Annotated in this window: 18 protein-coding genes; 13 read left to right on the forward strand and 5 right to left on the reverse strand. The window is 57.9% G+C overall.

Translation table 11 applies throughout. From position 1 onward, the window contains the following. The first annotated feature begins 8 nt into the window (after positions 1–8). From ACMGGE_RS01810 to ACMGGE_RS01820, 3 genes are all read left to right on the forward strand, one after another. On the forward strand, positions 9–1,403 hold the full coding sequence (locus ACMGGE_RS01810) for a glycoside hydrolase family 1 protein (RefSeq protein WP_045908670.1): 1,395 nt from the start codon (positions 9–11) through the stop codon (positions 1,401–1,403). A 201-nt stretch (positions 1,404–1,604) separates the two neighbouring features. Then, complete coding sequence (mdtQ, locus tag ACMGGE_RS01815; protein ID WP_325841151.1) at positions 1,605–3,023, forward strand: multidrug resistance outer membrane protein MdtQ; 1,419 nt, start codon at positions 1,605–1,607, stop codon at positions 3,021–3,023. A 50-nt stretch (positions 3,024–3,073) separates the two neighbouring features. Continuing rightward, positions 3,074–3,838, forward strand: a complete 765-nt coding sequence (locus tag ACMGGE_RS01820; protein ID WP_023615867.1) for an SDR family oxidoreductase — start codon at positions 3,074–3,076, stop codon at positions 3,836–3,838. 429 nt (positions 3,839–4,267) lie between these two features. Here ACMGGE_RS01820 and ACMGGE_RS01825 read toward each other — a convergent pair whose 3' ends face one another. Next, on the reverse strand, positions 4,268–4,840 hold the full coding sequence (locus ACMGGE_RS01825) for a DedA family protein (protein WP_008500905.1): 573 nt from the start codon (positions 4,838–4,840) through the stop codon (positions 4,268–4,270). Positions 4,841–4,997: 157 nt separating this feature from the next. Here ACMGGE_RS01825 and ACMGGE_RS01830 point away from each other — a divergent pair, with 157 nt between their 5' ends. Beyond that, the gene (locus ACMGGE_RS01830; RefSeq protein ID WP_023312454.1) at positions 4,998–5,585 is read left to right on the forward strand and encodes a Yip1 family protein; all 588 of its coding nucleotides are present in this window, start codon (positions 4,998–5,000) and stop codon (positions 5,583–5,585) included. A 167-nt stretch (positions 5,586–5,752) separates the two neighbouring features. Then, positions 5,753–6,676 carry a D-alanyl-D-alanine endopeptidase gene (pbpG, locus tag ACMGGE_RS01835; protein WP_045908667.1) on the forward strand — a complete coding sequence of 308 codons (924 nt, stop codon included), beginning with the start codon at positions 5,753–5,755 and terminating at the stop codon, positions 6,674–6,676. Between the two features lie 96 nt (positions 6,677–6,772). Here the strand turns inward: pbpG and ACMGGE_RS01840 are convergent, their stop codons facing one another. Together ACMGGE_RS01840 and dld are read right to left on the reverse strand one after the other, a co-directional pair. Beyond that, positions 6,773–7,327: a GNAT family N-acetyltransferase gene (locus ACMGGE_RS01840; RefSeq protein ID WP_045908666.1), complete on the reverse strand. Its 555-nt coding sequence runs from the start codon at positions 7,325–7,327 to the stop codon at positions 6,773–6,775. A 112-nt stretch (positions 7,328–7,439) separates the two neighbouring features. Beyond that, a complete protein-coding gene (gene dld, locus ACMGGE_RS01845; RefSeq protein ID WP_048028241.1) occupies positions 7,440–9,188 on the reverse strand; it encodes a D-lactate dehydrogenase in 1,749 nt (582 codons plus the stop codon). A 189-nt stretch (positions 9,189–9,377) separates the two neighbouring features. Between dld and bglX the strand changes: the two genes are divergently transcribed. From bglX to ACMGGE_RS01870, 5 genes are all read left to right on the forward strand, one after another. Beyond that, positions 9,378–11,675, forward strand: a complete 2,298-nt coding sequence (gene bglX, locus ACMGGE_RS01850; protein ID WP_420293292.1) for a beta-glucosidase BglX — start codon at positions 9,378–9,380, stop codon at positions 11,673–11,675. A gap of 147 nt (positions 11,676–11,822) precedes the next feature. Beyond that, positions 11,823–12,740 carry an ABC transporter substrate-binding protein gene (osmF, locus tag ACMGGE_RS01855; protein ID WP_021241490.1) on the forward strand — a complete coding sequence of 306 codons (918 nt, stop codon included), beginning with the start codon at positions 11,823–11,825 and terminating at the stop codon, positions 12,738–12,740. Between the two features lie 12 nt (positions 12,741–12,752). Further along, positions 12,753–13,910: an ABC transporter permease gene (locus tag ACMGGE_RS01860; protein WP_048028246.1), complete on the forward strand. Its 1,158-nt coding sequence runs from the start codon at positions 12,753–12,755 to the stop codon at positions 13,908–13,910. After that, a complete protein-coding gene (locus ACMGGE_RS01865) occupies positions 13,903–14,853 on the forward strand; it encodes an ABC transporter ATP-binding protein (RefSeq protein ID WP_045908662.1) in 951 nt (316 codons plus the stop codon). The genes ACMGGE_RS01860 and ACMGGE_RS01865 overlap by 8 nt, the downstream gene beginning before the upstream one ends. Next, positions 14,837–15,574, forward strand: coding sequence for an ABC transporter permease (locus tag ACMGGE_RS01870; protein ID WP_045908661.1), 738 nt, complete (start codon positions 14,837–14,839; stop codon positions 15,572–15,574). Before ACMGGE_RS01865 ends, ACMGGE_RS01870 begins: the two co-directional genes overlap by 17 nt. Here ACMGGE_RS01870 and ACMGGE_RS01875 read toward each other — a convergent pair. Together ACMGGE_RS01875 and mlrA are read right to left on the reverse strand one after the other, a co-directional pair. Beyond that, a complete protein-coding gene (locus tag ACMGGE_RS01875) occupies positions 15,549–15,662 on the reverse strand; it encodes a protein YohO (protein ID WP_008500895.1) in 114 nt (37 codons plus the stop codon). The two genes, ACMGGE_RS01870 and ACMGGE_RS01875, sit on opposite strands and share 26 nt — an antisense overlap. 69 nt (positions 15,663–15,731) lie before the next feature. Continuing rightward, complete coding sequence (mlrA, locus tag ACMGGE_RS01880) at positions 15,732–16,472, reverse strand: HTH-type transcriptional regulator MlrA (RefSeq protein ID WP_048224086.1); 741 nt, start codon at positions 16,470–16,472, stop codon at positions 15,732–15,734. A 217-nt stretch (positions 16,473–16,689) separates the two neighbouring features. On the opposite strand from mlrA, the gene ACMGGE_RS01885 reads away from it, so the two are divergent. Genes ACMGGE_RS01885 through ACMGGE_RS01895 form a run of 3 tightly spaced genes read left to right on the forward strand, consistent with a single transcriptional unit; the run spans position 16,690 to position 19,605 of the window. Next, entirely contained in the window at positions 16,690–18,375 is a 1,686-nt protein-coding gene (locus ACMGGE_RS01885) for a sensor histidine kinase (protein ID WP_024908145.1), read from the forward strand. Beyond that, positions 18,369–19,088, forward strand: coding sequence for a two-component system response regulator BtsR (gene btsR / locus ACMGGE_RS01890; RefSeq protein WP_024908144.1), 720 nt, complete (start codon positions 18,369–18,371; stop codon positions 19,086–19,088). Before ACMGGE_RS01885 ends, btsR begins: the two co-directional genes overlap by 7 nt. Positions 19,089–19,134: 46 nt before the next feature. After that, positions 19,135–19,605 carry a DUF1456 family protein gene (locus ACMGGE_RS01895; protein ID WP_262820953.1) on the forward strand — a complete coding sequence of 157 codons (471 nt, stop codon included), beginning with the start codon at positions 19,135–19,137 and terminating at the stop codon, positions 19,603–19,605. Positions 19,606–19,651: the final 46 nt, after the last annotated feature.

Here is a 19,651-nt window from a genome sequence, read left to right on the forward strand (position 1 = left end):
AGAACGTGATGAAAACTTTCCCGGACGATTTTTTATGGGGCGGCGCGGTTGCCGCGAATCAGGTAGAGGGCGCGTATCTGGAGGAGGGGAAAGGGCTGTCCACCTCTGACGTTCAGCCGCAGGGGGTCTTCGGCCCGGTGGTTGAGCGCGTGGCGGGCGACAGCGGCATCAAGGATGTTGCCATCGACTTCTATCATCGCTATCCGGAAGACATCAAACTGTTCGCGGAGATGGGCTTTAGCTGCCTGCGCGTCTCCATTGCCTGGACCCGCATTTTTCCGAACGGCGACGAGCAGCAGCCGAACGAGGCGGGGCTGGCGTTTTACGACCGGCTGTTTGACGAGCTGGCCGCGCACAACATTACCCCGCTGGTGACGCTGTCGCATTACGAAATGCCGTGGGGGCTGGTGAAGCAGTACGGCGGATGGGGCAGCCGCCAGACTATTGGGTTCTTCGAGCGCTACGCCCGTACCGTGTTTGCGCGCTACAAAGAAAAGGTCAAGCTCTGGCTGACCTTCAACGAGATCAATATGTCTCTGCACGCGCCGATGACCGGCGTGGGCCTGCCGGAAACCAGCAGCAAAGGCGAAGTGTATCAGGCGATCCATCATCAGCTGGTGGCCAGCGCGCTGGCGGTGAAGGCCTGCCATGAGATCGTTCCTGATGGCAGAATTGGCAATATGCTGCTGGGCGGTCTGATGTATCCGCTGACCTGCAAGCCGGAAGATGTTCTGGAAACACTGCAGGAAAACCGCGCCTGGCAATTCTTTGGTGACGTACAGTGTCGCGGTGCCTACCCGGGGTATATGCAGCGCTTCTTCCGCGACAACGGTATTCAGCTTGAGGTCACGGACGCCGACCGCGAGGCGCTGAAATCGACCGTCGATTTTATCTCCTTCAGCTACTACATGACGGGCTGCGTCACCGCGGACGACGCCCTCAACCAGCAGGCGCGCGGCAACATCCTGAGCATGGTGCCAAACCCGCATCTGGCCAGTTCCGAATGGGGCTGGCAGATTGACCCCATCGGCCTGCGTACCCTGCTAAACGTGCTCTGGGATCGCTATCAGAAGCCGCTGTTTATCGTGGAAAATGGTCTGGGAGCAAAGGATAAACCGGACGCGGACGGCACGGTGCAGGATGACTACCGCATCAGCTACCTTAACGACCATCTGGTGCAGGTGCGTGAAGCGATCGAAGACGGCGTTGAGGTGATGGGCTATACCAGCTGGGGCCCAATCGACCTGGTGAGCGCATCAAAAGCTGAACTCTCTAAGCGCTACGGCTTTATTTACGTCGATCGCGATGACAGTGGAAAAGGTACGCTGGCGCGCAGCCGCAAGAAAAGCTTCTACTGGTATAAAGAGGTTATTGCGACGAAAGGCGCGTCGCTGAAAGTTTAATAACGCGATCAACCTGACAGGGGACGTTCACGCTGTCGGGTTGATTATTTTTTATTTGCATAATTAAATTTAAATAATAATTTCGGTGAATACTTTTCCGTATATTTAAATCTATGACAATTTACGCTTTGCCACGCATTACTAAAAAAACAAACAGAATCAAGCGTAATTTGCGCCTTTATTTTTTGAGTATATGGCGTAATGAAACGTTCTTTTATTTTATCTCTGAGTGTTCCCTTTGCATTTATTCTGGCTGCCTGCGCGCCTGAACATGCCACGGTATCTCCCATTAAAACGCAAACCACGGCGGCGTCGGTAAAGACGGTTCTGGCTCATCAGGACTGGCCGAAAAATGAGTGGTGGAAAGCATATAACGATCCCGAACTTAATTCGCTGATTGCGAAAGCATTAAGCGATGCGCCGGATATGCAGATTGCCCGTCAGCGCATTACGCTCGCTGAAGCCCAGGCCAAAGCGGCTATGGCATCCGACGGTCCGCAGATTGATTTTTCAGCGGATGCCGAACGTCAGAAAATGTCCGCCGAAGGGCTGATGGGGCCCTTTGCCATTACCGACCCGGCGGCAGGGACAACCGGGCCGTGGTACACCAACGGCACCTTTGGCCTGACTGCTGGCTGGGATCTCGATCTCTGGGGAAAAAATCGCGCGCAGGTCGAAGCCCGGATAGGCAAAGTGAATGCGCAAAAAGCGGAGCTGGAGCAGACCCGTCAGCTGCTGGCCAGCAGCGTGGCGCGGCTTTACTGGGAATGGCAAACGCAGGCCGCCGTGGGGGAGGTCCTCGCGCAGATCAAACATGAGCAGGACAATATTATCGGCGCCGACCGCGAGCTGTATCAACACGGCATCACCTCCTCCGTGGAGGGCGTCGAAACGGACATCAACGCCAGCAAAACCGAAGAGCAGCTGGCCGGGGTCAACGGGAAGATGAAAGCCATAGAGGCGCGCCTGGTCGCGCTGACCAACGCCCCCTCCGTGAAGCTGACGCGGCATGCCCTGCCGACGGTGGAAGCCTCGTTACCGTCGACGCTCGGCTATGAACTGCTGGCACGCCGCCCGGATCTTCAGGAGGCGCACTGGTATATCGACGCCTCCATGAGCGAGGTGGAGGCCGCCAGAGCAGCGTTCTATCCTGACGTGAACCTGATGGCGTTCTTACAGCAGGATGCCCTCCACCTGAGCGATCTGTTCCGTTCATCCGCGCAGCAGATGGGCGTGACCGCCGGGTTGACGCTGCCAATTTTTGACAGCGGCAGGCTGAACGCCAGCCTGGATATCGCCCAGGCGCAGAACAATCTCTCGGTTGCCAACTACAACAAAGCGGTAGTGGAGGCCGTCAATCAGGTGGCACGCACGGCCAGCGAAGTCGAAACGCTAATGGCGAAGAACAGCCATCAGCAGCAGGTTGAAAAAGATGCGGCACGGGTCGTGGCGCTGGCTCAGGCGCGTTTCAGCGCGGGGATTATTGCGGGCTCCCGGGTCAGTGAAGCCAGAATACCGGCCCTCAAAGAGCACCTCGAAGGCGTGCTGCTGAAGGGGCAATATGTCGACGCTACCCTGCAACTGACCTCGGCGCTGGGCGGCGGCTATCATCATGGCTAAAAAAGGCCATTATCTATACTTACCTCTTTGCAGTTTTTCAGGAGGTGAGTATGACCAGAGTAGCGATTGTGACCGCATCGGATTCCGGGATTGGGAAAACCACGGCCCTGATGCTGGCTGAGCGCGGGTTTGATATTGGCGTCACCTGGCACTCGGATGAGAAAGGGGCGCTGGAAACCTGCCGCGAAGTCGAAGCGCAGGGGCAGCGTGCGGAGGCTATCCATCTTGATTTAAGCACGCTGCCGGAAGGCGCTGAGGCCATTGAAACGCTGATTGCGCGTTTTGGTCGGCTGGACGTGCTGGTTAATAATGCAGGGGCGATGACCAAAGCGCCGTTCCTCGAGATGCCGTTCGACGACTGGCGGAACATTTTCACCGTCGACGTGGACGGGGCGTTTCTCTGTTCACAGATAGCCGCAAGGCAGATGGTGAAACAGGGGGAAGGGGGGCGGATTGTGAACATCACCTCGGTACATGAACACACGCCCCTGCCGGAGGCCAGCGCCTACACGGCGGCGAAACACGCGCTCGGCGGGTTAACCAAATCCATGGCGATGGAGCTGGTGAAGCACAACATTCTGGTGAACGCCGTCGCGCCGGGTGCCATTGCCACGCCAATGAATGACATGGACGACAGCGAAGTGAAGGAAGGCTCAATGCCGGAAATCCCGCTGGCAAGACCGGGCCACACGAAAGAGATTGCCAGCCTGGTGGCGTGGCTGTGTGACAGCGACGCCAGCTATACAACAGGGCAATCGTTTATCGTCGACGGGGGCTTTATGCTGGCGAACCCGCAGTTTAAGCCGGAGGGGTAGGTTCCTTTCTCCCTCTCCCTTGAGGGAGAGGGCTGGGGTGAGGGGGAACATACGACTGTAGTGGTCATTCCGTTCACTTCATGTTCTTTGCTACTCTGTAACAGCATGACCTGTGAACGTGCCAGGGCGGCTCAATCGCCGCCGCCCTGGCGACCCGGGCTCCCGGCGGTAAATCGCCGCTTCGCGGTACCCTCAGCTTATTCCTTCGGGCTATCGGGTCGGGCATGAGCCTGCATCCCTGCAGGCCACGCCCTCTCGGCGCATCCCTGCGCCTCGCCCCGGCCCTACGGAAACGCCTCGGCGATTTACAGCCGGACCAGGGCGTCGCTGTAAACCATTAATTTTCCTGAAGCAGTGTTCATCGCTTCAGATAAAAAAATTACTGGGGAACCCTCAGCCCTGTGGGTGAAGGCATCAGGCTGAACCAGGCTACTCCTCATCCCGCGTCTTTTCCCGATGCTTCAGCCACAGTCGAACCGCAATCACCGCCACAACCACCAGAATCAACCACGCCCAGTGCTTCAGGTGCTGGTCGAGATTATGCAGCCAGGGCGCAATCACTTCGCCCCCTACATAACCGAGTGTCGTAAAGATCAGCGCCCAGGCAATCGCGCCCACAATATTGAGCGGCAGAAAAATTTTGGGCGGCAGATGGCTGGCGCCAATCAGTATCGGCCCGATAATGCGAAAGCCATACATAAAGCGCGTGCCAATGACGAACAGATAGGGATGACGTTGAATGAGCCGCTGAGCGCGGCGGATTTTCTTCTGATGTTTTGCGAAACGCTTAAGCAGCGTTGGCCCAAAGCGCAGCCCCAGAAAGTAGAGCAGCTGATCGCCTATCATCCCGCCCAGCGCGACCGCGGCGACGACCAGCGGGAATTTCAGTAACCCCTGATGCGCGGCGACGCCCCCTAACAGCGTGATGGTTTCACCTTCTGCCACGCTACCGATCACCAGCGCGGCATATCCATATTGCTCAATAAGTGCGTTAATATCCATTACGTAACTGTTATCTCCCTCAGCGTGCCTCGTTTAATCATATACCCCATGAATCAACAGCGGGGAAATCAACGGAAATTTCCCACTGTACATAAAATAATCTAAAGCCTGCATTATACTTAAGGTATCGCTGACGGGCCGACAACAAGGGGGCGCTATGAACCATGTCTGGGGACTTTTCTCCCATCCCGATCGTGAAATGCATGTCATTAAAAGTGAGAACGAAACGGTCTCGCATCATTACACGCACCACGTGCTGCTGATGGCTGCGGTGCCGGTAATATGCGCTTTTATCGGAACGACACAAATCGGCTGGAACTTCGGTGACGGCACCGTGGTTCAGCTTTCCTGGTTTACCGGACTCTATCTGGCCATCGTCTTTTATGGCCTGATGCTGGCGGGTGTGGCGGTCATGGGGCGGGTCATTCACTGGATGGCGCGTAACTATCCGCAACGTCCATCGCTGGCGCACTGTATGGTCTTTGCCGGGTATGTCGCGACTCCGCTGTTCTTAAGCGGTATTGTTGCGCTCTATCCACTGGTCTGGCTGTGCGCGCTGATCGGTACTATTGCCCTCTTTTACACCGGTTATCTGCTGTATCTGGGGGTTCCAACCTTCCTGAATATCAATAAAGAAGAGGGCCTGAGCTTCTCCAGTTCAACGCTTGCCATCGGGGTGCTGGTGCTGGAGGCGCTACTGGCGCTGACGGTAATTCTTTGGGGTTATGGATACCGTCTCTTCTAAACGCACTGCATTGCTGGCGTAAATGCCAGCAATGCAGCATCTGTTCACGATTATCCTCTGGCGACAACGCCCGCTGACGGCTATGATGCCGAAGCCAGCCTGAGTTTATCCGTCGACCCAGGCGGTGTACGTTATGACGTGCGTGAATAATTATCAGAAGTCTCACCATGCTGAAATTCCGAGTCTCTTTACTTAGCCTGGCGCTGTTGCTGGGTGCGTCCGCTGCCGTGCCGGCCGTCGCCAAAACGCCCGCGGTGACTGCTACCGCCGCTCAGCCGCAAATTGCTTCCGGCAGCGCGATGATTGTCGATCTCAACACCAATAAGGTGATTTACGCCAGCCATCCGGATCTGGTGCGACCGATCGCCTCAATTACCAAATTAATGACCGCGATGGTGGTGCTTGATGCCCATCTGCCGCTGGACGAAAAACTGAAAGTGGATATCAGCCACACGCCGGAGATGAAGGGGATCTACTCCCGCGTGCGCCTGAACAGTGAGATCAGCCGTAAGAATATGCTGCTGCTGGCGCTGATGTCGTCTGAAAACCGCGCGGCGGCGAGCCTGGCGCACCACTATCCGGGCGGCTACGACGCCTTTATCCGCGCGATGAACGCCAAAGCCAAAGCGCTGGGGATGAACAATACGCACTATGTGGAACCGACGGGTCTGTCGATCAACAACGTCTCCACGGCGCGTGATCTGACGAAACTGCTGATTGCCAGCAAACAGTACCCGCTGATTGGTCAGCTCAGTACCACCCGTGAAGAGATGGCGACCTTTGCGAACCCAGCCTATACGCTGCCGTTCCGCAATACTAACCATCTGGTTTACCGGGATAACTGGAATATTCAGCTAACCAAAACCGGCTTTACCAACGCGGCAGGACACTGTCTGGTGATGCGCACCGTGTTTAACGGTAAGCCGGTGGCGCTGGTGGTGATGGATGCCTTCGGCAAATACACGCACTTCGCGGATGCGAGCCGCCTGCGTACCTGGATTGAAACAGGAAAAGTGCAGCCTGTCCCGGCCGCGGCATTGACGTATAAAAAGCAGAAAGCCGAGCAGATGGCGACGGCACAGAACGATTAGGTAAAAGCAAAACGGTAACGCATGTTACCGTTTTTTATGTTTTCTCCCTCTTCCTGTGGGAGAGGGCCGGGGTGAGGGCACCAGACCGCACTGCGTTTATTCCGGCAGCGTCCAGTCACCGTCGTTGAGCGGGCGCTGCATAATCACCGTATCCCGCCAGTCTCCTTTCTTATAGCCTACGCTGCGCAGCTGACCGACAATCACGAAACCATGTTTTTTATGCAGGCGTAACGAACCGGCGTTGTTATTGCCATCTCCCACTACGGCAATCATCTGCCGCCACGGCCCTTGCTCGCAGCGTTCAATCAGCGCATCCATCAGTGCCGTGCCAAAACCGCGCCCGGTGATGCTGGCATCCACGTAAATCGACTCTTCCAGGGTATAGCGGTAGGCGTGTCGCGGTCGGTAAGGGGTGGCATAGCAGTAGCCCACCACAATGCCGCGGTACAGCGCAATAAGCCACGGTAAACCGTTCTCAGTCACGCTTTTCATACGTTGGCGCATTTCGTCAATGGTTGGGGGGACTTCTTCAAATGACGCGCGCCCGTGAAGTACATGCCAGGCATAGATCGCGGCAATGGCATGCACATCATCGGGAAGGGCATCACGCACTTCCAGCTCGGTCTCGGATAAAACATCAATAGCCGACATGATGTGCCTGCTCCTCGTTATCGAATGCCGGAGAAACGTTTCTCCGGCGATGAGCCGTTACTCTATTACGATTAAGGAGCGCTTAACAATCTCTCAAATTTGGCTGTAGGAATTAATCAGACGCTTGCGTTATGTGCTGCTCCGCGTCTTCGCTCTCTTTCCAGTATTTCTTCCGCGTTGTTTTACCGATGCCGGGGTTCATGCTGTTTGTAGGGTCATTCTCGCGATAAAACTGCTTAAGTGCGTCCGGGGCTTTATAAAGATGTCCGACGTTGTGTTCCGCAGGATATTGTGCGCCACGTTCACGCAAAAGGGCGAGCATCTGCTCCTTCAGTTCGTGTGCATCGACCCCTTTTTTGACGATGTAATCCTGATGGAAGACATAGCACATAAAGTGGCCGTAATAGAGCTTATGCACCAGCTTGCTGTCGATTTCCGGCGGCAGGTGCTCGAACCACTCGGTGTCGTTACGCCGCAGGGCGATATCCAGCGCCAGAATGTCTTCCACCTCTTCGGAATGCACCGCCTGATATCGTATGGCGGCCCCTGCGGCGGCAAAGCGGTGCAGGAACGCTTTGCTGCCCTCTTCAGGCGTACAGGCAAAGAAATCCCCTTCGGCGGTTTTGAAGAACTCGGTCAGCCAGGCCTGCGCTTCGGCGATCCCGTCTCCGGCCATTTTCAGCAGCAGGTGATGTTCGTACTTGTCGCGCCAGGTTTTCATCCGCTCCGGTAAATGCGCCGGGAAAACGTTGCCTAGCTTCTGCATAAAGCGGTCGGTGAAGTGGGGTTTGAACAGCGACACTTTCTCCAGCATCGCGTCGGTACGGCCCTTCATGGTGAAGAAGAACGGCATTTTGTCGGTGCCGAGCTTGTCGATCATCAGGAACGTGTCTTTGCCGTAGCGCTCGGCGATGTCGTAAATGTCCCGGTGCATGTACTCGCCCGCCACCGGCAGATGAGTGAATTCGCCCAGAATATGACGGCGGATCTCCGTCAGAACCTCAGGCTGGTTGGTGCCGATGTAAAATACCTGCTGCTTTTTCTCTGCCGGGAACGTGTCGAGACGCACCGCAAAAACGGCCAGCTTGCCCGCGCAGCCGGAGGATTCAAACAGGCGATCCGGGTCGGCGTTATAGCGCGCAGGAGTGTCAGCATTGATATCGCGCACCCGGGTCACGTAGTCATGGTCGTGCGCATGGCGGCCGTCGTGCTGAACGTCTTCGTCCTTCACGCGATCGTCGTCGAGCTTGCTGAGGATCTGCTCCGGCGTCACGCCGAGATCGATTCCCAGATGGTTCACCAGCGTCAGCTTGCCGTTTTCGTCAATACGGGCAAACAGCGACATCTCGGTGTAGGCGGGGCCACGCTGTACCAGCGAGCCGCCGGAGTTATTGCAGATCCCACCGACCACCGAGGCGCCAATGCAGGAGGAACCGATCACCGAGTGCGGTTCGCGGCCCAGCGGCTTAAGCGCTTTCTCGAGGGAGTAGAGCGTCGTGCCGGGGAACGCGAGCACCTGCTCGCCTTTATCCAGCAGGTGCAGCTTGTCGAGGCGCAGGGTGCTGATAATCACGATGTCACGATCGTAATCGTTGCCGTTCGGCGTAGAGCCTTCGGTCAGGCCGGTGTTGGCCGCCTGCATTAAAATAATCTTGTCGGCGGCGACGCAGGCGCTCAGCACGCGCCACAGCTCCAGCAGCGTGCCGGGGAAAACCACCGCCAGCGCCTCGCCCTGACCGGAGCGGAAGCCCTTGCGGTAGCGGGCGGTTTTAGCCGGGTCGGTAAGCAGGTGAGAGGAGCCAACCAGGCGCGACAGTTCGTTAATAAATGTTTTGTTATCGTCAGTTCGAACAGAAGACATCTTCCACTCCTTGTGGTGGGGCAAATTTCTCGCTGTAAAGCATAGCGCGATTAACTGTTAAGCGGTCGAGTATTCACGAGAAAAATCAGAGAATAACCCTGCAACGATCGGAGGGTTTGTGGCACACTGCGCTTTTCGCACGGTATGGCCGAGATCGTCCGGCGGTTATTGATGAGAGAGTAAAACGACATGAAATGGCTATGTTCTGTAGGTGTCGCCGTCAGCCTGGCGCTGCAACCTGCGCTGGCAGAGGATTTGTTTGGCAATCACCCGCTCACGCCTGAAGCGCGGGATGCGTTTGTCACGGAATTGCTCAAGAAAATGACGGTCGATGAGAAAATCGGCCAGCTGCGTCTGATCAGCGTCGGCCCGGATAACCCGAAAGAGGCCATCCGCGAGATGATCAAAGACGGGCAGGTAGGGGCCATCTTTAATACCGTCACCCGCCAGGATATCCGCAAGATGCAGGACCAGGTGATGGATCTCAGCCGCCTGAAAATTCCGCTGTTTTTTGCCTATGACGTGGTGCACGGCCAGCGTACCGTCTTCCCCATCAGCCTCGGCTTAGCCTCCTCCTTTAACCTCGACGCGGTGAAAACCGTCGGGCGCGTGTCGGCTTATGAAGCGGCGGACGACGGCCTGAACATGACCTGGGCGCCTATGGTGGACGTCTCGCGCGATCCGCGCTGGGGCCGCGGCTCGGAAGGCTTTGGTGAAGATACGTATTTAACCTCCACGATGGGTAAAACCATGGTGGAAGCGATGCAGGGCAAAAGCCCGGCGGACCGCTACTCGGTGATGACCAGCGTCAAACACTTCGCGGCCTACGGCGCGGTGGAGGGCGGTAAAGAGTACAACACTGTCGACATGAGCCCGCAGCGCCTGTTCAACGACTACATGCCGCCGTACAAGGCCGGTCTGGATGCGGGCAGCGGCGCGGTGATGGTGGCGCTGAACTCGCTGAACGGCACGCCTGCGACCTCTGATTCCTGGCTGCTGAAAGACGTGCTGCGCGACCAGTGGGGCTTTAAGGGCATCACCGTTTCCGACCACGGCGCGATTAAAGAGCTGATCAAACACGGTACCGCCTCCGACCCGGAAGACGCGGTGCGCGTCGCGCTCAAGTCCGGCATCAACATGAGCATGAGCGACGAGTATTACAGCAAATACCTGCCGGGGCTGGTGAAGAGCGGCAAGGTGACGATGGCGGAGCTGGACGATGCCACCCGTCACGTGCTGAACGTGAAATACGACATGGGGCTGTTTAACGATCCTTACAGCCACCTGGGTCCGAAAGATTCTGACCCGGCAGATACCAATGCTGAAAGCCGCCTGCACCGCAAAGAAGCGCGTGACGTGGCGCGCGAAAGCCTGGTACTGCTGAAAAACCGCCTCGACACGCTGCCGCTGAAAAAATCCGGCACCATTGCCGTGGTGGGGCCGCTGGCCGACAGCAAGCGCGACGTGATGGGCAGCTGGTCTGCCGCGGGCGTGGCTGACCAGTCCGTGACCGTGCTGACCGGTATCAAGAGTGCCGTCGGTGAAAACGCCAAAGTGGTTTACGCCAAAGGGGCGAACGTCACCAACGATAAAGACATCGTGGCCTTCCTCAACCAGTATGAGGAAGCGGTCAAGGTCGATCCGCGCACGCCGAAGGAGATGATTGACGAGGCGGTGAACGCCGCGAAGCAGTCTGACGTCGTTGTCGCGGTCGTGGGGGAAGCGCAGGGTATGGCGCACGAAGCCTCCAGCCGTACCGATATCACCATTCCACAGAGCCAGCGCGATCTGATTGCCGCCCTGAAAGCCACCGGCAAGCCGCTGGTGCTGGTGCTGATGAACGGTCGTCCGCTGGCGCTGGTGAAAGAAGACCAGCAGGCTGACGCCATCCTGGAAACCTGGTTCGCCGGTACCGAAGGCGGTAACGCCATCGCCGACGTGCTGTTTGGCGATTACAACCCGTCAGGCAAGCTGCCGATGTCCTTCCCGCGCTCCGTCGGGCAGATCCCGGTCTACTACAGCCACCTGAATACCGGTCGCCCGTACAACGCCGACAAGCCGAACAAATACACGTCTCGTTACTTCGACGAAGCTAACGGCCCGCTGTATCCGTTTGGTTACGGCCTGAGCTACACCACCTTCAAGGTTTCTGACGTCAAAATGTCGTCACCGAGCCTGAAGCGTGACGGCAACGTCACCGCCAGCGTTGAGGTAACCAACACCGGCAAGCGCGAAGGGGCAACGGTGATTCAGATGTACGTTCAGGATGTCACCGCTTCGATGAGCCGTCCGGTGAAACAGCTGCGCGGTTTTGAGAAGGTCAACCTGAAGCCGGGGGAAACCAAAACCATCAGCTTCCCGATCGACGTGGATGCGCTGAAGTTCTGGAACCAGCAGATGAAATATGATGCGGAACCGGGCAAATTTAACGTCTTTATCGGCGTGGACTCCGCCCGCGTGAATAAAGGCGAGTTCGAGCTGCTGTAACCTTTCCCTCCTTTGCCTCCCCCCGTCCTGCGGGGGAGGCGTCTTACCTTATGCTAAAAAGGCATTTTGACGGTTAATTCCGCCGTTTTAAGCTACGCTTTTCTCTCAAGCCTCTGAAAAAGGCAGCAAAAAAATGAGGATAGCAGAATGACGATTGCAAAGGGGATGTTGGGATCTGCGGTGTTACTGGCGGCGCTGAGCCTGCCGTTACAGGCGGCGGAGCCGGTAAAGGTGGGCTCAAAGATCGATACCGAAGGCGCGCTGCTCGGCAATATTATTTTGCAGGTGCTGGAAAGTCACGGCGTGAAAACGGTCAATAAAGTCCAGCTCGGCACCACGCCCGTCGTGCGCGGCGCGATTACCTCCGGCGAGCTGGATATCTACCCGGAATACACCGGCAACGGCGCATTCTTCTTCAAAGATGAAAACGATCCGGCATGGAAAAACGCCAAAGCCGGGTATGAGAAAGTCAAAAAACTCGACGCGGAACAGAACAAACTGGTCTGGCTGACCCCGGCGCCAGCCAACAATACCTGGACTATCGCCGTGCGCAAGGACGTGGCGGAGAAAGGGAAGCTGACCACCCTGGCGGATCTCAGCCGCTACCTGAAAGAGAAGGGCGACTTTAAGCTGGCGGCGTCCGCGGAGTTTATCGAGCGTCCTGATGCGCTCCCGGCGTTCGAAAAAGCGTACGACTTCAAGCTCGACCAGGCTCAGCTGCTCTCGCTGGCGGGCGGGGATACCGCGGTGACCATCAAAGCGGCGGCACAGCAAACCTCCGGCGTTAACGCGGCAATGGCCTACGGCACAGACGGCCCGGTGGCGGCGCTTGGCCTGCAAACCCTGACCGATCCAAAAGGCGTACAGCCGATTTACGCGCCGACCCCCGTGGTGCGCGAGGCGGTGCTAAAAGCGTACCCGGACATTGCAGAATGGCTCAAACCGGTTTTCGAAAAGCTGGATGAAAAAACGCTGCAGCAGCTGAATGCCAGCATTGCCGTCGAGGGACTGGATGCCAAAAAAGTGGCCGCCGACTTCCTGAAGCAACAAGGGCTTGTGAAGTAACGGGAAAAGGCTGTGCCAATAAAATGTCATAACCGCGTCCTGCTGCTGCTGGCCTGTGTGGCCATCGCAGCGGTCGCGTTACCGTTTGTCAACGTTGCCCCAAACCGCCTGATGTCGGGGGAGGGCAAAGCGCTCTGGCAGGTCTGGTCGTTTACGCCGGGGTGGCTTGTGGCGTCGCTGGGCGCGTGGGTGATCCTGTCGCTCTGGCAGGGACGCCCGGCGCAGTGGCTGACGCTGTTCCTCTCTGAAGGGCTGTTTATCCTCCTGTTCTGGAGCGCCGGGCTGGCGGCGACGCATATGGCCTCGGCGGAAAGTCCGCTGGCGAGAACCACTATCGGCAGCGGCCTGTGGCTGTGGCTGGCGCTGTGTCTGCTGGCCTGCAGCGATGCCATTCGTCGACTCATCGCCAGCGCCGTCTGGCGCTGGGTGCTCAATGCGCAGATATGGTGTATTCCTTTACTCCTGCTGTTCAGCGGGGAACTGAACAACCTCTCGCTGTTAAAAGAGTACGCCAACCGTCAGGAGGTGTTTGATGATGCCCTCGCGCAGCACCTGACGATCCTCTTCGGTACGCTCGTTCCAGCGCTGCTGGTTGGGATCCCCCTTGGCATGTGGTGCTATCGCCATCCTTCACGCCAGGGCGGGGTTTTTGCCGTGCTCAACGTTATCCAGACCATTCCTTCTGTTGCGCTGTTTGGCCTGCTGATTGCGCCGCTGGCCGGGCTGGTGAAGTCATTCCCGGTGCTCGGAACGCTCGGTGTTGCCGGGACGGGGCTAACGCCCGCCCTTATCGCGCTGGTGCTGTATGCCCTGCTGCCGCTGGTGCGCGGCGTGGTCGCAGGTTTAGGCCAGGTCGCACCTGACGTGCTGGAAAGCGCCCATGCGATGGGAATGAGCGCGCGGCAGTGTTTCTGGAAAATTCAGCTCCCGCTGGCGCTGCCCCTGCTGCTGCGCAGCCTGCGGGTGGTGGCGGTCCAGACCGTCGGCATGGCGGTGATTGCGGCGCTGATTGGCGCGGGCGGTTTTGGCGCACTGGTGTTCCAGGGGCTGCTGAGCAGTGCTCTGGATCTGGTGTTATTGGGCGTGGTGCCCACCATTGCGCTGGCGGTGGTCGTCGACGCACTGTTTGCCTTATGGCTCGCGCTACTCGGGAGAAGAGCCAATGATTGAATTTCATGATGTCAGTAAAACCTTTGCCGGTCGCCCGGCGGCGAGCCACCTGAACCTGAACTTTGCCGAGGGGGCGTTTTCCGTGCTGATAGGCACCTCGGGGTCGGGCAAGTCCACCACGCTGAAGATGATCAACCGGCTGGTTGAGCATGACAGCGGGCTGATTCGCTTTGCCGGGGAAGAGATCCGCAGCCTGCCGGTGCTGGAGCTGCGCCGTCGGATGGGCTATGCCATACAGTCTATCGGCCTGTTTCCGCACTGGACGGTGGCGCAGAACATCGCCACCGTGCTGCAGCTGGAAAAATGGTCGCGGGCGAAAATCGCCGATCGTGTTGATGAGCTGATGTCTCTGCTGGGGTTAGAGCCCGCGCTGCGCGATCGCTATCCGCACCAGCTTTCCGGCGGGCAGCAGCAGCGCGTGGGCGTGGCGCGCGCGCTGGCGGCCAACCCGCAGGTGTTGCTGATGGACGAACCCTTTGGCGCGCTGGATCCGGTTACGCGCGGGGCGCTGCAGGCGGAGATGACCCGTATTCACCGCATTCTCGGACGCACGATCGTACTCGTGACGCACGATATTGATGAAGCCCTGCGCCTGGCTGACCATCTGGTGCTGATGGATCATGGCGAAGTGGTGCAGCAGGGCTCGCCGCTTGAGCTATTAACCTGGCCGAAGAACGACTTTGTGCGCGAGTTTTTTGGCCGCAGCGAGCTGGGCGTCAGGCTGCTCTCCCTGCGAACGGTCAGCGACTATATGCGTCGGGATGCGGTGCCGGTGAGCGGCGAACCGCTGCAGGCGCAGATGAGCCTGCGGGATGCGCTCTCCGCGTTTGTCGCGCGCCAGTGCGAGGTATTGCCCGTTGCGGATGCCCGGGGCGCACCGTGCGGTACCTTACACTTTCGCGATCTGCTGGCCGGGGAGGTGACGCGTGAAGGCACTGCGTGATCCGCTCCTCTGGCTGGTAGCGCTCTTTGTCGCTTTACTGTTTCTGATGCCCCACAGCGCGGCGCTGTTTAACAGCCTCTTTCCCGGACTGCCGCGGCCGGTGTATCAGCAGGAGAGCTTCATTAATCTCGCCCTGGCGCATCTCTGGCTGGTGGCGCTCTCAAGCGCCATCGCGGTTGTGCTGGGCGTGGGGGCGGGCATCGCGGTCACGCGGCCTGCGGGCCGGGAGTTTCGTCCGCTGGTGGAGACGATTGCGGCCATCGGACAGACGTTTCCGCCCGTGGCGGTGCTGGCGATAGCGGTTCCGGTGATGGGTTTTGGCCAACAGCCTGCCATCATTGCGCTGATTTTATACGGCGTATTGCCGGTTCTGCAGGGCACGCTGGCGGGCATCGCGGCGGTACCTGCGTCCGTGCTGAGCGTGGCGGAAGGGATGGGGATGAGTCGCGGCCAGCGGCTGCGTAAGGTTGAACTGCCGCTTGCGGCACCGGTTATCATTGCCGGGATCCGCACGTCGGTCATCATTAACATCGGGACGGCGACCATTGCGTCGACGGTCGGTGCTAATACGCTGGGAACGCCGATCATTATCGGCTTAAGCGGGTTTAATACGGCTTATATTGTGCAGGGAGCGGTGCTGGTCGCGCTGGCGGCAATCGTCGTCGATCGCGCTTTTGAGCGGCTGGCGCTGTACCTCAGCCGACACCGCCGCGAACAATAAACGAGTACCCTGCCAGCATTACGCCGCCGATGCCGCTTACGGCCATCAGGACAAAAAGGGTTATAATGGCCAGTTTGGTTGCCTTCATCATGTGCTCCTGTTGTTAACGGAACAATTATACGGTGAAGCGCAGCTGTTAATGAACCATTAAATGCCGTTATGGCTCATCCGGGCCAAGGGAATAAACCGGGTAACCATTCTCACGCCATTCCGTCAGCAGCTGTTGCTGCGTGGCGGACGGCACTTCGCCACACCAGACCAGCAGGGTCTGGCCGTCGAAAAACTCAGGTCTGAGCTGCGCCAGCGAGTGCGCCAGGACATCCACGCGCCAGCCCTTCTGGGTGGCTATCCACGCTTCCAGCCACAGGCGGGTGGTATCGTGCACGTTCCAGCCCACCACCAGCGCATCTTTGCCGGCTTTGTTCTTCGCCGAGGCAAGGCAGACGGCAATGTAGTTGATCAGCACCCCGTCGAGCATGCTGAGCAGCGCCTGCAGGGTAGACTGCTGGCACTGCAGGCGTCGACGGAGCGGAATGAAAAGATGGGAGATCAGCGTCTGTGCCGGGTAATCGCGGCCCTGCTCTTTTATCCATGCGCGCAGGCGCTGCAGGTTGCCCGCCTGCAGGAGCCGCAGCAGGGTTTCCTGTTGTTCGCGCCAGAGATGCTGCGTATCCGGGTCGTCGTGGCTCAGAAGGGACTTCACTTTGCCGACCTGCACACCGTTGTCGATCCAGCTCTTAATCTCGCGGATGCGGTCGATATCGGCCTCATTGAAAAGGCGATGACCACCGTCCGTTCTCTGCGGTTTGAGTAATCCATACCGTCGCTGCCACGCCCGTAGGGTAACGGGATTGATATCACAAAGGAGTGCCACTTCACCTATCGTGTAAAGCGCCATATTCGCCCCCTGGCTTACGCGTCCCCAGCTTAACTGTAGACCCACTTTTCCGAACCAGGAAGGATTGATTGATTTTTGAACAAACAATGCGAAGCATGCGCGATATTCAGAAAAAGGTGTGATAACGGACACGATTTTGCGCTTTTATGGGATGCTTCAAAGAAAGTTAAGCCGCATCCGTGTATGTTACGCGTTTTTAGCGTGTGCGGTTTTGAGTATGTACGAGTTTAATCTGGTGCTGCTGTTGCTTCAGCAGATGTGCGTGTTTCTTGTCATTGCCTGGCTGATGAGTAAAACGCGCCTGTTTATCCCGCTGATGCAGGTCACCGTACGTCTGCCGCATAAGCTGCTCTGCTACGTCACCTTCTCTATTTTCTGCATCATGGGGACTTATTTTGGTCTCCATATCGAAGACTCTATTGCCAATACGCGCGCGATTGGCGCGGTGATGGGGGGGCTGCTGGGCGGTCCCGTCGTCGGTGGCCTTGTCGGTTTAACCGGGGGGCTGCATCGCTATTCCATGGGCGGTATGACGGCCCTGAGCTGTATGATCTCCACGATTGTGGAAGGTCTGCTTGGCGGCCTGGTTCACAGCTACATGATTAAACGCGGCCGCCCGGATAAAGTCTTCAGCCCGCTCACCGCCGGAGCCATCACCTTTGTGGCCGAAATGGCGCAGATGGCGATCATCCTGCTGATTGCCCGTCCGTTTGAGGATGCGCTGCACCTGGTCAGCAGCATTGCTGCTCCGATGATGGTGACCAATACCGTGGGCGCGGCGCTGTTTATGCGCATTCTGCTCGACAAGCGCGCCATGTTTGAGAAGTACACCTCGGCTTTTTCCGCCACGGCGCTGAAGGTCGCCGCCTCGACCGAGGGGATCCTGCGCCAGGGCTTTAACGAAGAGAACAGCATGAAGGTGGCGCAGGTGCTCTACAAGGAGCTGGATATCGGCGCGGTGGCCATCACCGACCGCGAGCGGCTGCTGGCCTTTACCGGCACCGGGGACGATCACCATCTGCCGGGTAAACCCATCTCCTCAGCCTATACGCTGCGCGCCATTGAAACCGGCGAGGTGGTGTATGCCGACGGAAACGAAGTGCCTTACCGCTGCTCGCTGCATCCGCAGTGCAAGCTGGGCTCCACGCTGGTGATTCCGCTACGCGGCGAGAATCAGCGGGTGATGGGCACCATCAAGCTGTATGAGGCGAAAAACCGTCTGTTCAGCTCGATCAACCGCACGCTGGGGGAGGGGATCGCCCAGCTGCTGTCCGCGCAAATCCTCGCCGGACAGTATGAGCGGCAGAAAGCCCTGCTGACGCAGTCTGAGATCAAACTGCTGCATGCCCAGGTCAATCCGCATTTCCTGTTCAATGCCCTCAATACGCTTAAAGCGGTGATCCGCCGCGACAGCGATCAAGCTGCCCAACTGGTGCAGTTTCTGTCGACCTTTTTCCGTAAAAATCTGAAGCGACCGTCTGAGATCGTCACGCTCGCCGATGAGATTGAGCACGTGAATGCCTATCTGCAGATTGAACAGGCGCGTTTCCAGTCGCGTCTGCAGGTGTCGCTCTCCGTACCGGATGAGCTGGCGTATCAGCATCTTCCGGCTTTTACCCTGCAGCCGATTGTGGAAAACGCCATCAAACACGGTACGTCACAGCTGCTGGGAACGGGGGAGATAACCATTGCCGCCAGCCGTTTCAACCATCACCTGGTGCTGGATATTGAAGATAATGCCGGGCTTTATCAGCCTTCCGCCTCCGGCGGTTTAGGGATGAGCCTGGTGGATAAACGCCTGCGCGCCCATTTTGGCGATGACTGTGGCATTACCGTCGCCTGCGAGCCCGACCGATTTACCCGTATTACCGTACGACTGCCGCTGGAGGAAAACGCATGTTAAGAGTGCTGATTGTGGATGACGAGCCGCTGGCACGGGAAAACCTGCGCGTTCTGCTGCAGGAGCAGCCGGATATTGAGATTGTGGGGGAGTGCGCGAACGCCATTGAGGCCATCGGCGCGGTGCACAAACTGCGTCCGGACGTGCTGTTCCTCGATATTCAGATGCCCCGCATCAGCGGGCTGGAGATGGTGGGCATGCTCGATCCGGAACATCGTCCCTACATCGTGTTTCTGACGGCGTTTGATGAATATGCTGTGAAGGCTTTTGAGGAGCACGCGTTTGACTATCTGCTCAAGCCGATTGAAGAGAAGCGCCTTGAAAAAACGCTCACCCGTTTACGCCAGGAGCGCACGGTCCAGGACGTCACGCTGCTGCCGGAAAACCAGCAGCCGCTGAAGTTTATCCCCTGCACCGGGCACAGCCGGATTTATCTTCTGCAGATGGATGATGTGGCCTTTGTCAGCAGCCGTCTGAGCGGGGTGTTTGTCACCAGCGCGGAAGGGAACGAAGGGTTTACCGAGCTGACCCTGCGCACGCTGGAGAGCCGCACGCCGCTGATTCGCTGTCACCGTCAGTACCTGGTGAATATGGCGCATCTGAAGGAGATCCGTCTGGAAGATAACGGCCAGGCCGAGCTGGTGCTGCGCGCCGGGCAAACCGTCCCGGTCAGCCGTCGCTACCTGAAGAGTTTGAAAGAGGCGATTGGGCTGTAAAGCTGGTACACTGCGCGCCATTGCATCATCGACATTCGAAGGCTCTATGCTAAGTAACGATATTCTTCGTAGCCTGCGCTACACCCTGAAAGCGAACAATAACGACATGGTGCGCATTCTTGCGCTGTCCGATATGGAATCCACGTCTGCGAGTTTTGACTCGTGGATGACCAAAGAAGACGAAGAGGGCTTTGTCCGCTGCCCTGACATCATTCTGTCGGGTTTCCTGAACGGCCTGATTTACGATAAGCGTGGCAAAGATCCGGCCGCACCAGAGCTGGCGCTGGAGCGTCGCGTGAACAACAACACGGTGCTGAAAAAGCTGCGTATCGCGTTCTCGCTGAAAACGGACGATATCGTGGCGATCATGACCGAGCAAAAATTCCGCGTATCCGTGCCGGAAGTGACCGCTATGATGCGCGCACCGGATCATAAAAACTACCGCGAGTGCGGCGACCAGTTTCTGCGTAATTTCCTGCGCGGGCTGACCCACCGGGTGCATCACCCGAAGGCGTGATTTGCCCAGCGGCGCTGCGCTTGCAGGGCCTACGGGTTTTGTAGGC

It is taken from the genome of Enterobacter sp. BNK-22 (assembly GCF_048684805.1).
In the GTDB taxonomy this organism is placed as follows: domain Bacteria; phylum Pseudomonadota; class Gammaproteobacteria; order Enterobacterales; family Enterobacteriaceae; genus Enterobacter; species Enterobacter quasiroggenkampii.

Bases quoted from the DNA above. Each gene is read 5' to 3' on its own strand.
- ACMGGE_RS01810 (WP_045908670.1), top strand. From the start codon at position 9: ATGAAAACTTTCCCGGACGATTTTTTATGGGGCGGCGCGGTTGCCGCG.
- mdtQ (WP_325841151.1), top strand. From the start codon at position 1,605: ATGAAACGTTCTTTTATTTTATCTCTGAGTGTTCCCTTTGCATTTATT.
- ACMGGE_RS01820 (WP_023615867.1), top strand. From the start codon at position 3,074: ATGACCAGAGTAGCGATTGTGACCGCATCGGATTCCGGGATTGGGAAA.
- ACMGGE_RS01825 (WP_008500905.1), bottom strand. From the start codon at position 4,840: ATGGATATTAACGCACTTATTGAGCAATATGGATATGCCGCGCTGGTG.
- ACMGGE_RS01830 (WP_023312454.1), top strand. From the start codon at position 4,998: ATGAACCATGTCTGGGGACTTTTCTCCCATCCCGATCGTGAAATGCAT.
- pbpG (WP_045908667.1), top strand. From the start codon at position 5,753: ATGCTGAAATTCCGAGTCTCTTTACTTAGCCTGGCGCTGTTGCTGGGT.
- ACMGGE_RS01840 (WP_045908666.1), bottom strand. From the start codon at position 7,327: ATGTCGGCTATTGATGTTTTATCCGAGACCGAGCTGGAAGTGCGTGAT.
- dld (WP_048028241.1), bottom strand. From the start codon at position 9,188: ATGTCTTCTGTTCGAACTGACGATAACAAAACATTTATTAACGAACTG.
- bglX (WP_420293292.1), top strand. From the start codon at position 9,378: ATGAAATGGCTATGTTCTGTAGGTGTCGCCGTCAGCCTGGCGCTGCAA.
- osmF (WP_021241490.1), top strand. From the start codon at position 11,823: ATGACGATTGCAAAGGGGATGTTGGGATCTGCGGTGTTACTGGCGGCG.
- ACMGGE_RS01865 (WP_045908662.1), top strand. From the start codon at position 13,903: ATGATTGAATTTCATGATGTCAGTAAAACCTTTGCCGGTCGCCCGGCG.
- ACMGGE_RS01875 (WP_008500895.1), bottom strand. From the start codon at position 15,662: ATGAAGGCAACCAAACTGGCCATTATAACCCTTTTTGTCCTGATGGCC.
- mlrA (WP_048224086.1), bottom strand. From the start codon at position 16,472: ATGGCGCTTTACACGATAGGTGAAGTGGCACTCCTTTGTGATATCAAT.
- ACMGGE_RS01885 (WP_024908145.1), top strand. From the start codon at position 16,690: ATGTACGAGTTTAATCTGGTGCTGCTGTTGCTTCAGCAGATGTGCGTG.
- btsR (WP_024908144.1), top strand. From the start codon at position 18,369: ATGTTAAGAGTGCTGATTGTGGATGACGAGCCGCTGGCACGGGAAAAC.
- ACMGGE_RS01895 (WP_262820953.1), top strand. From the start codon at position 19,135: ATGCTAAGTAACGATATTCTTCGTAGCCTGCGCTACACCCTGAAAGCG.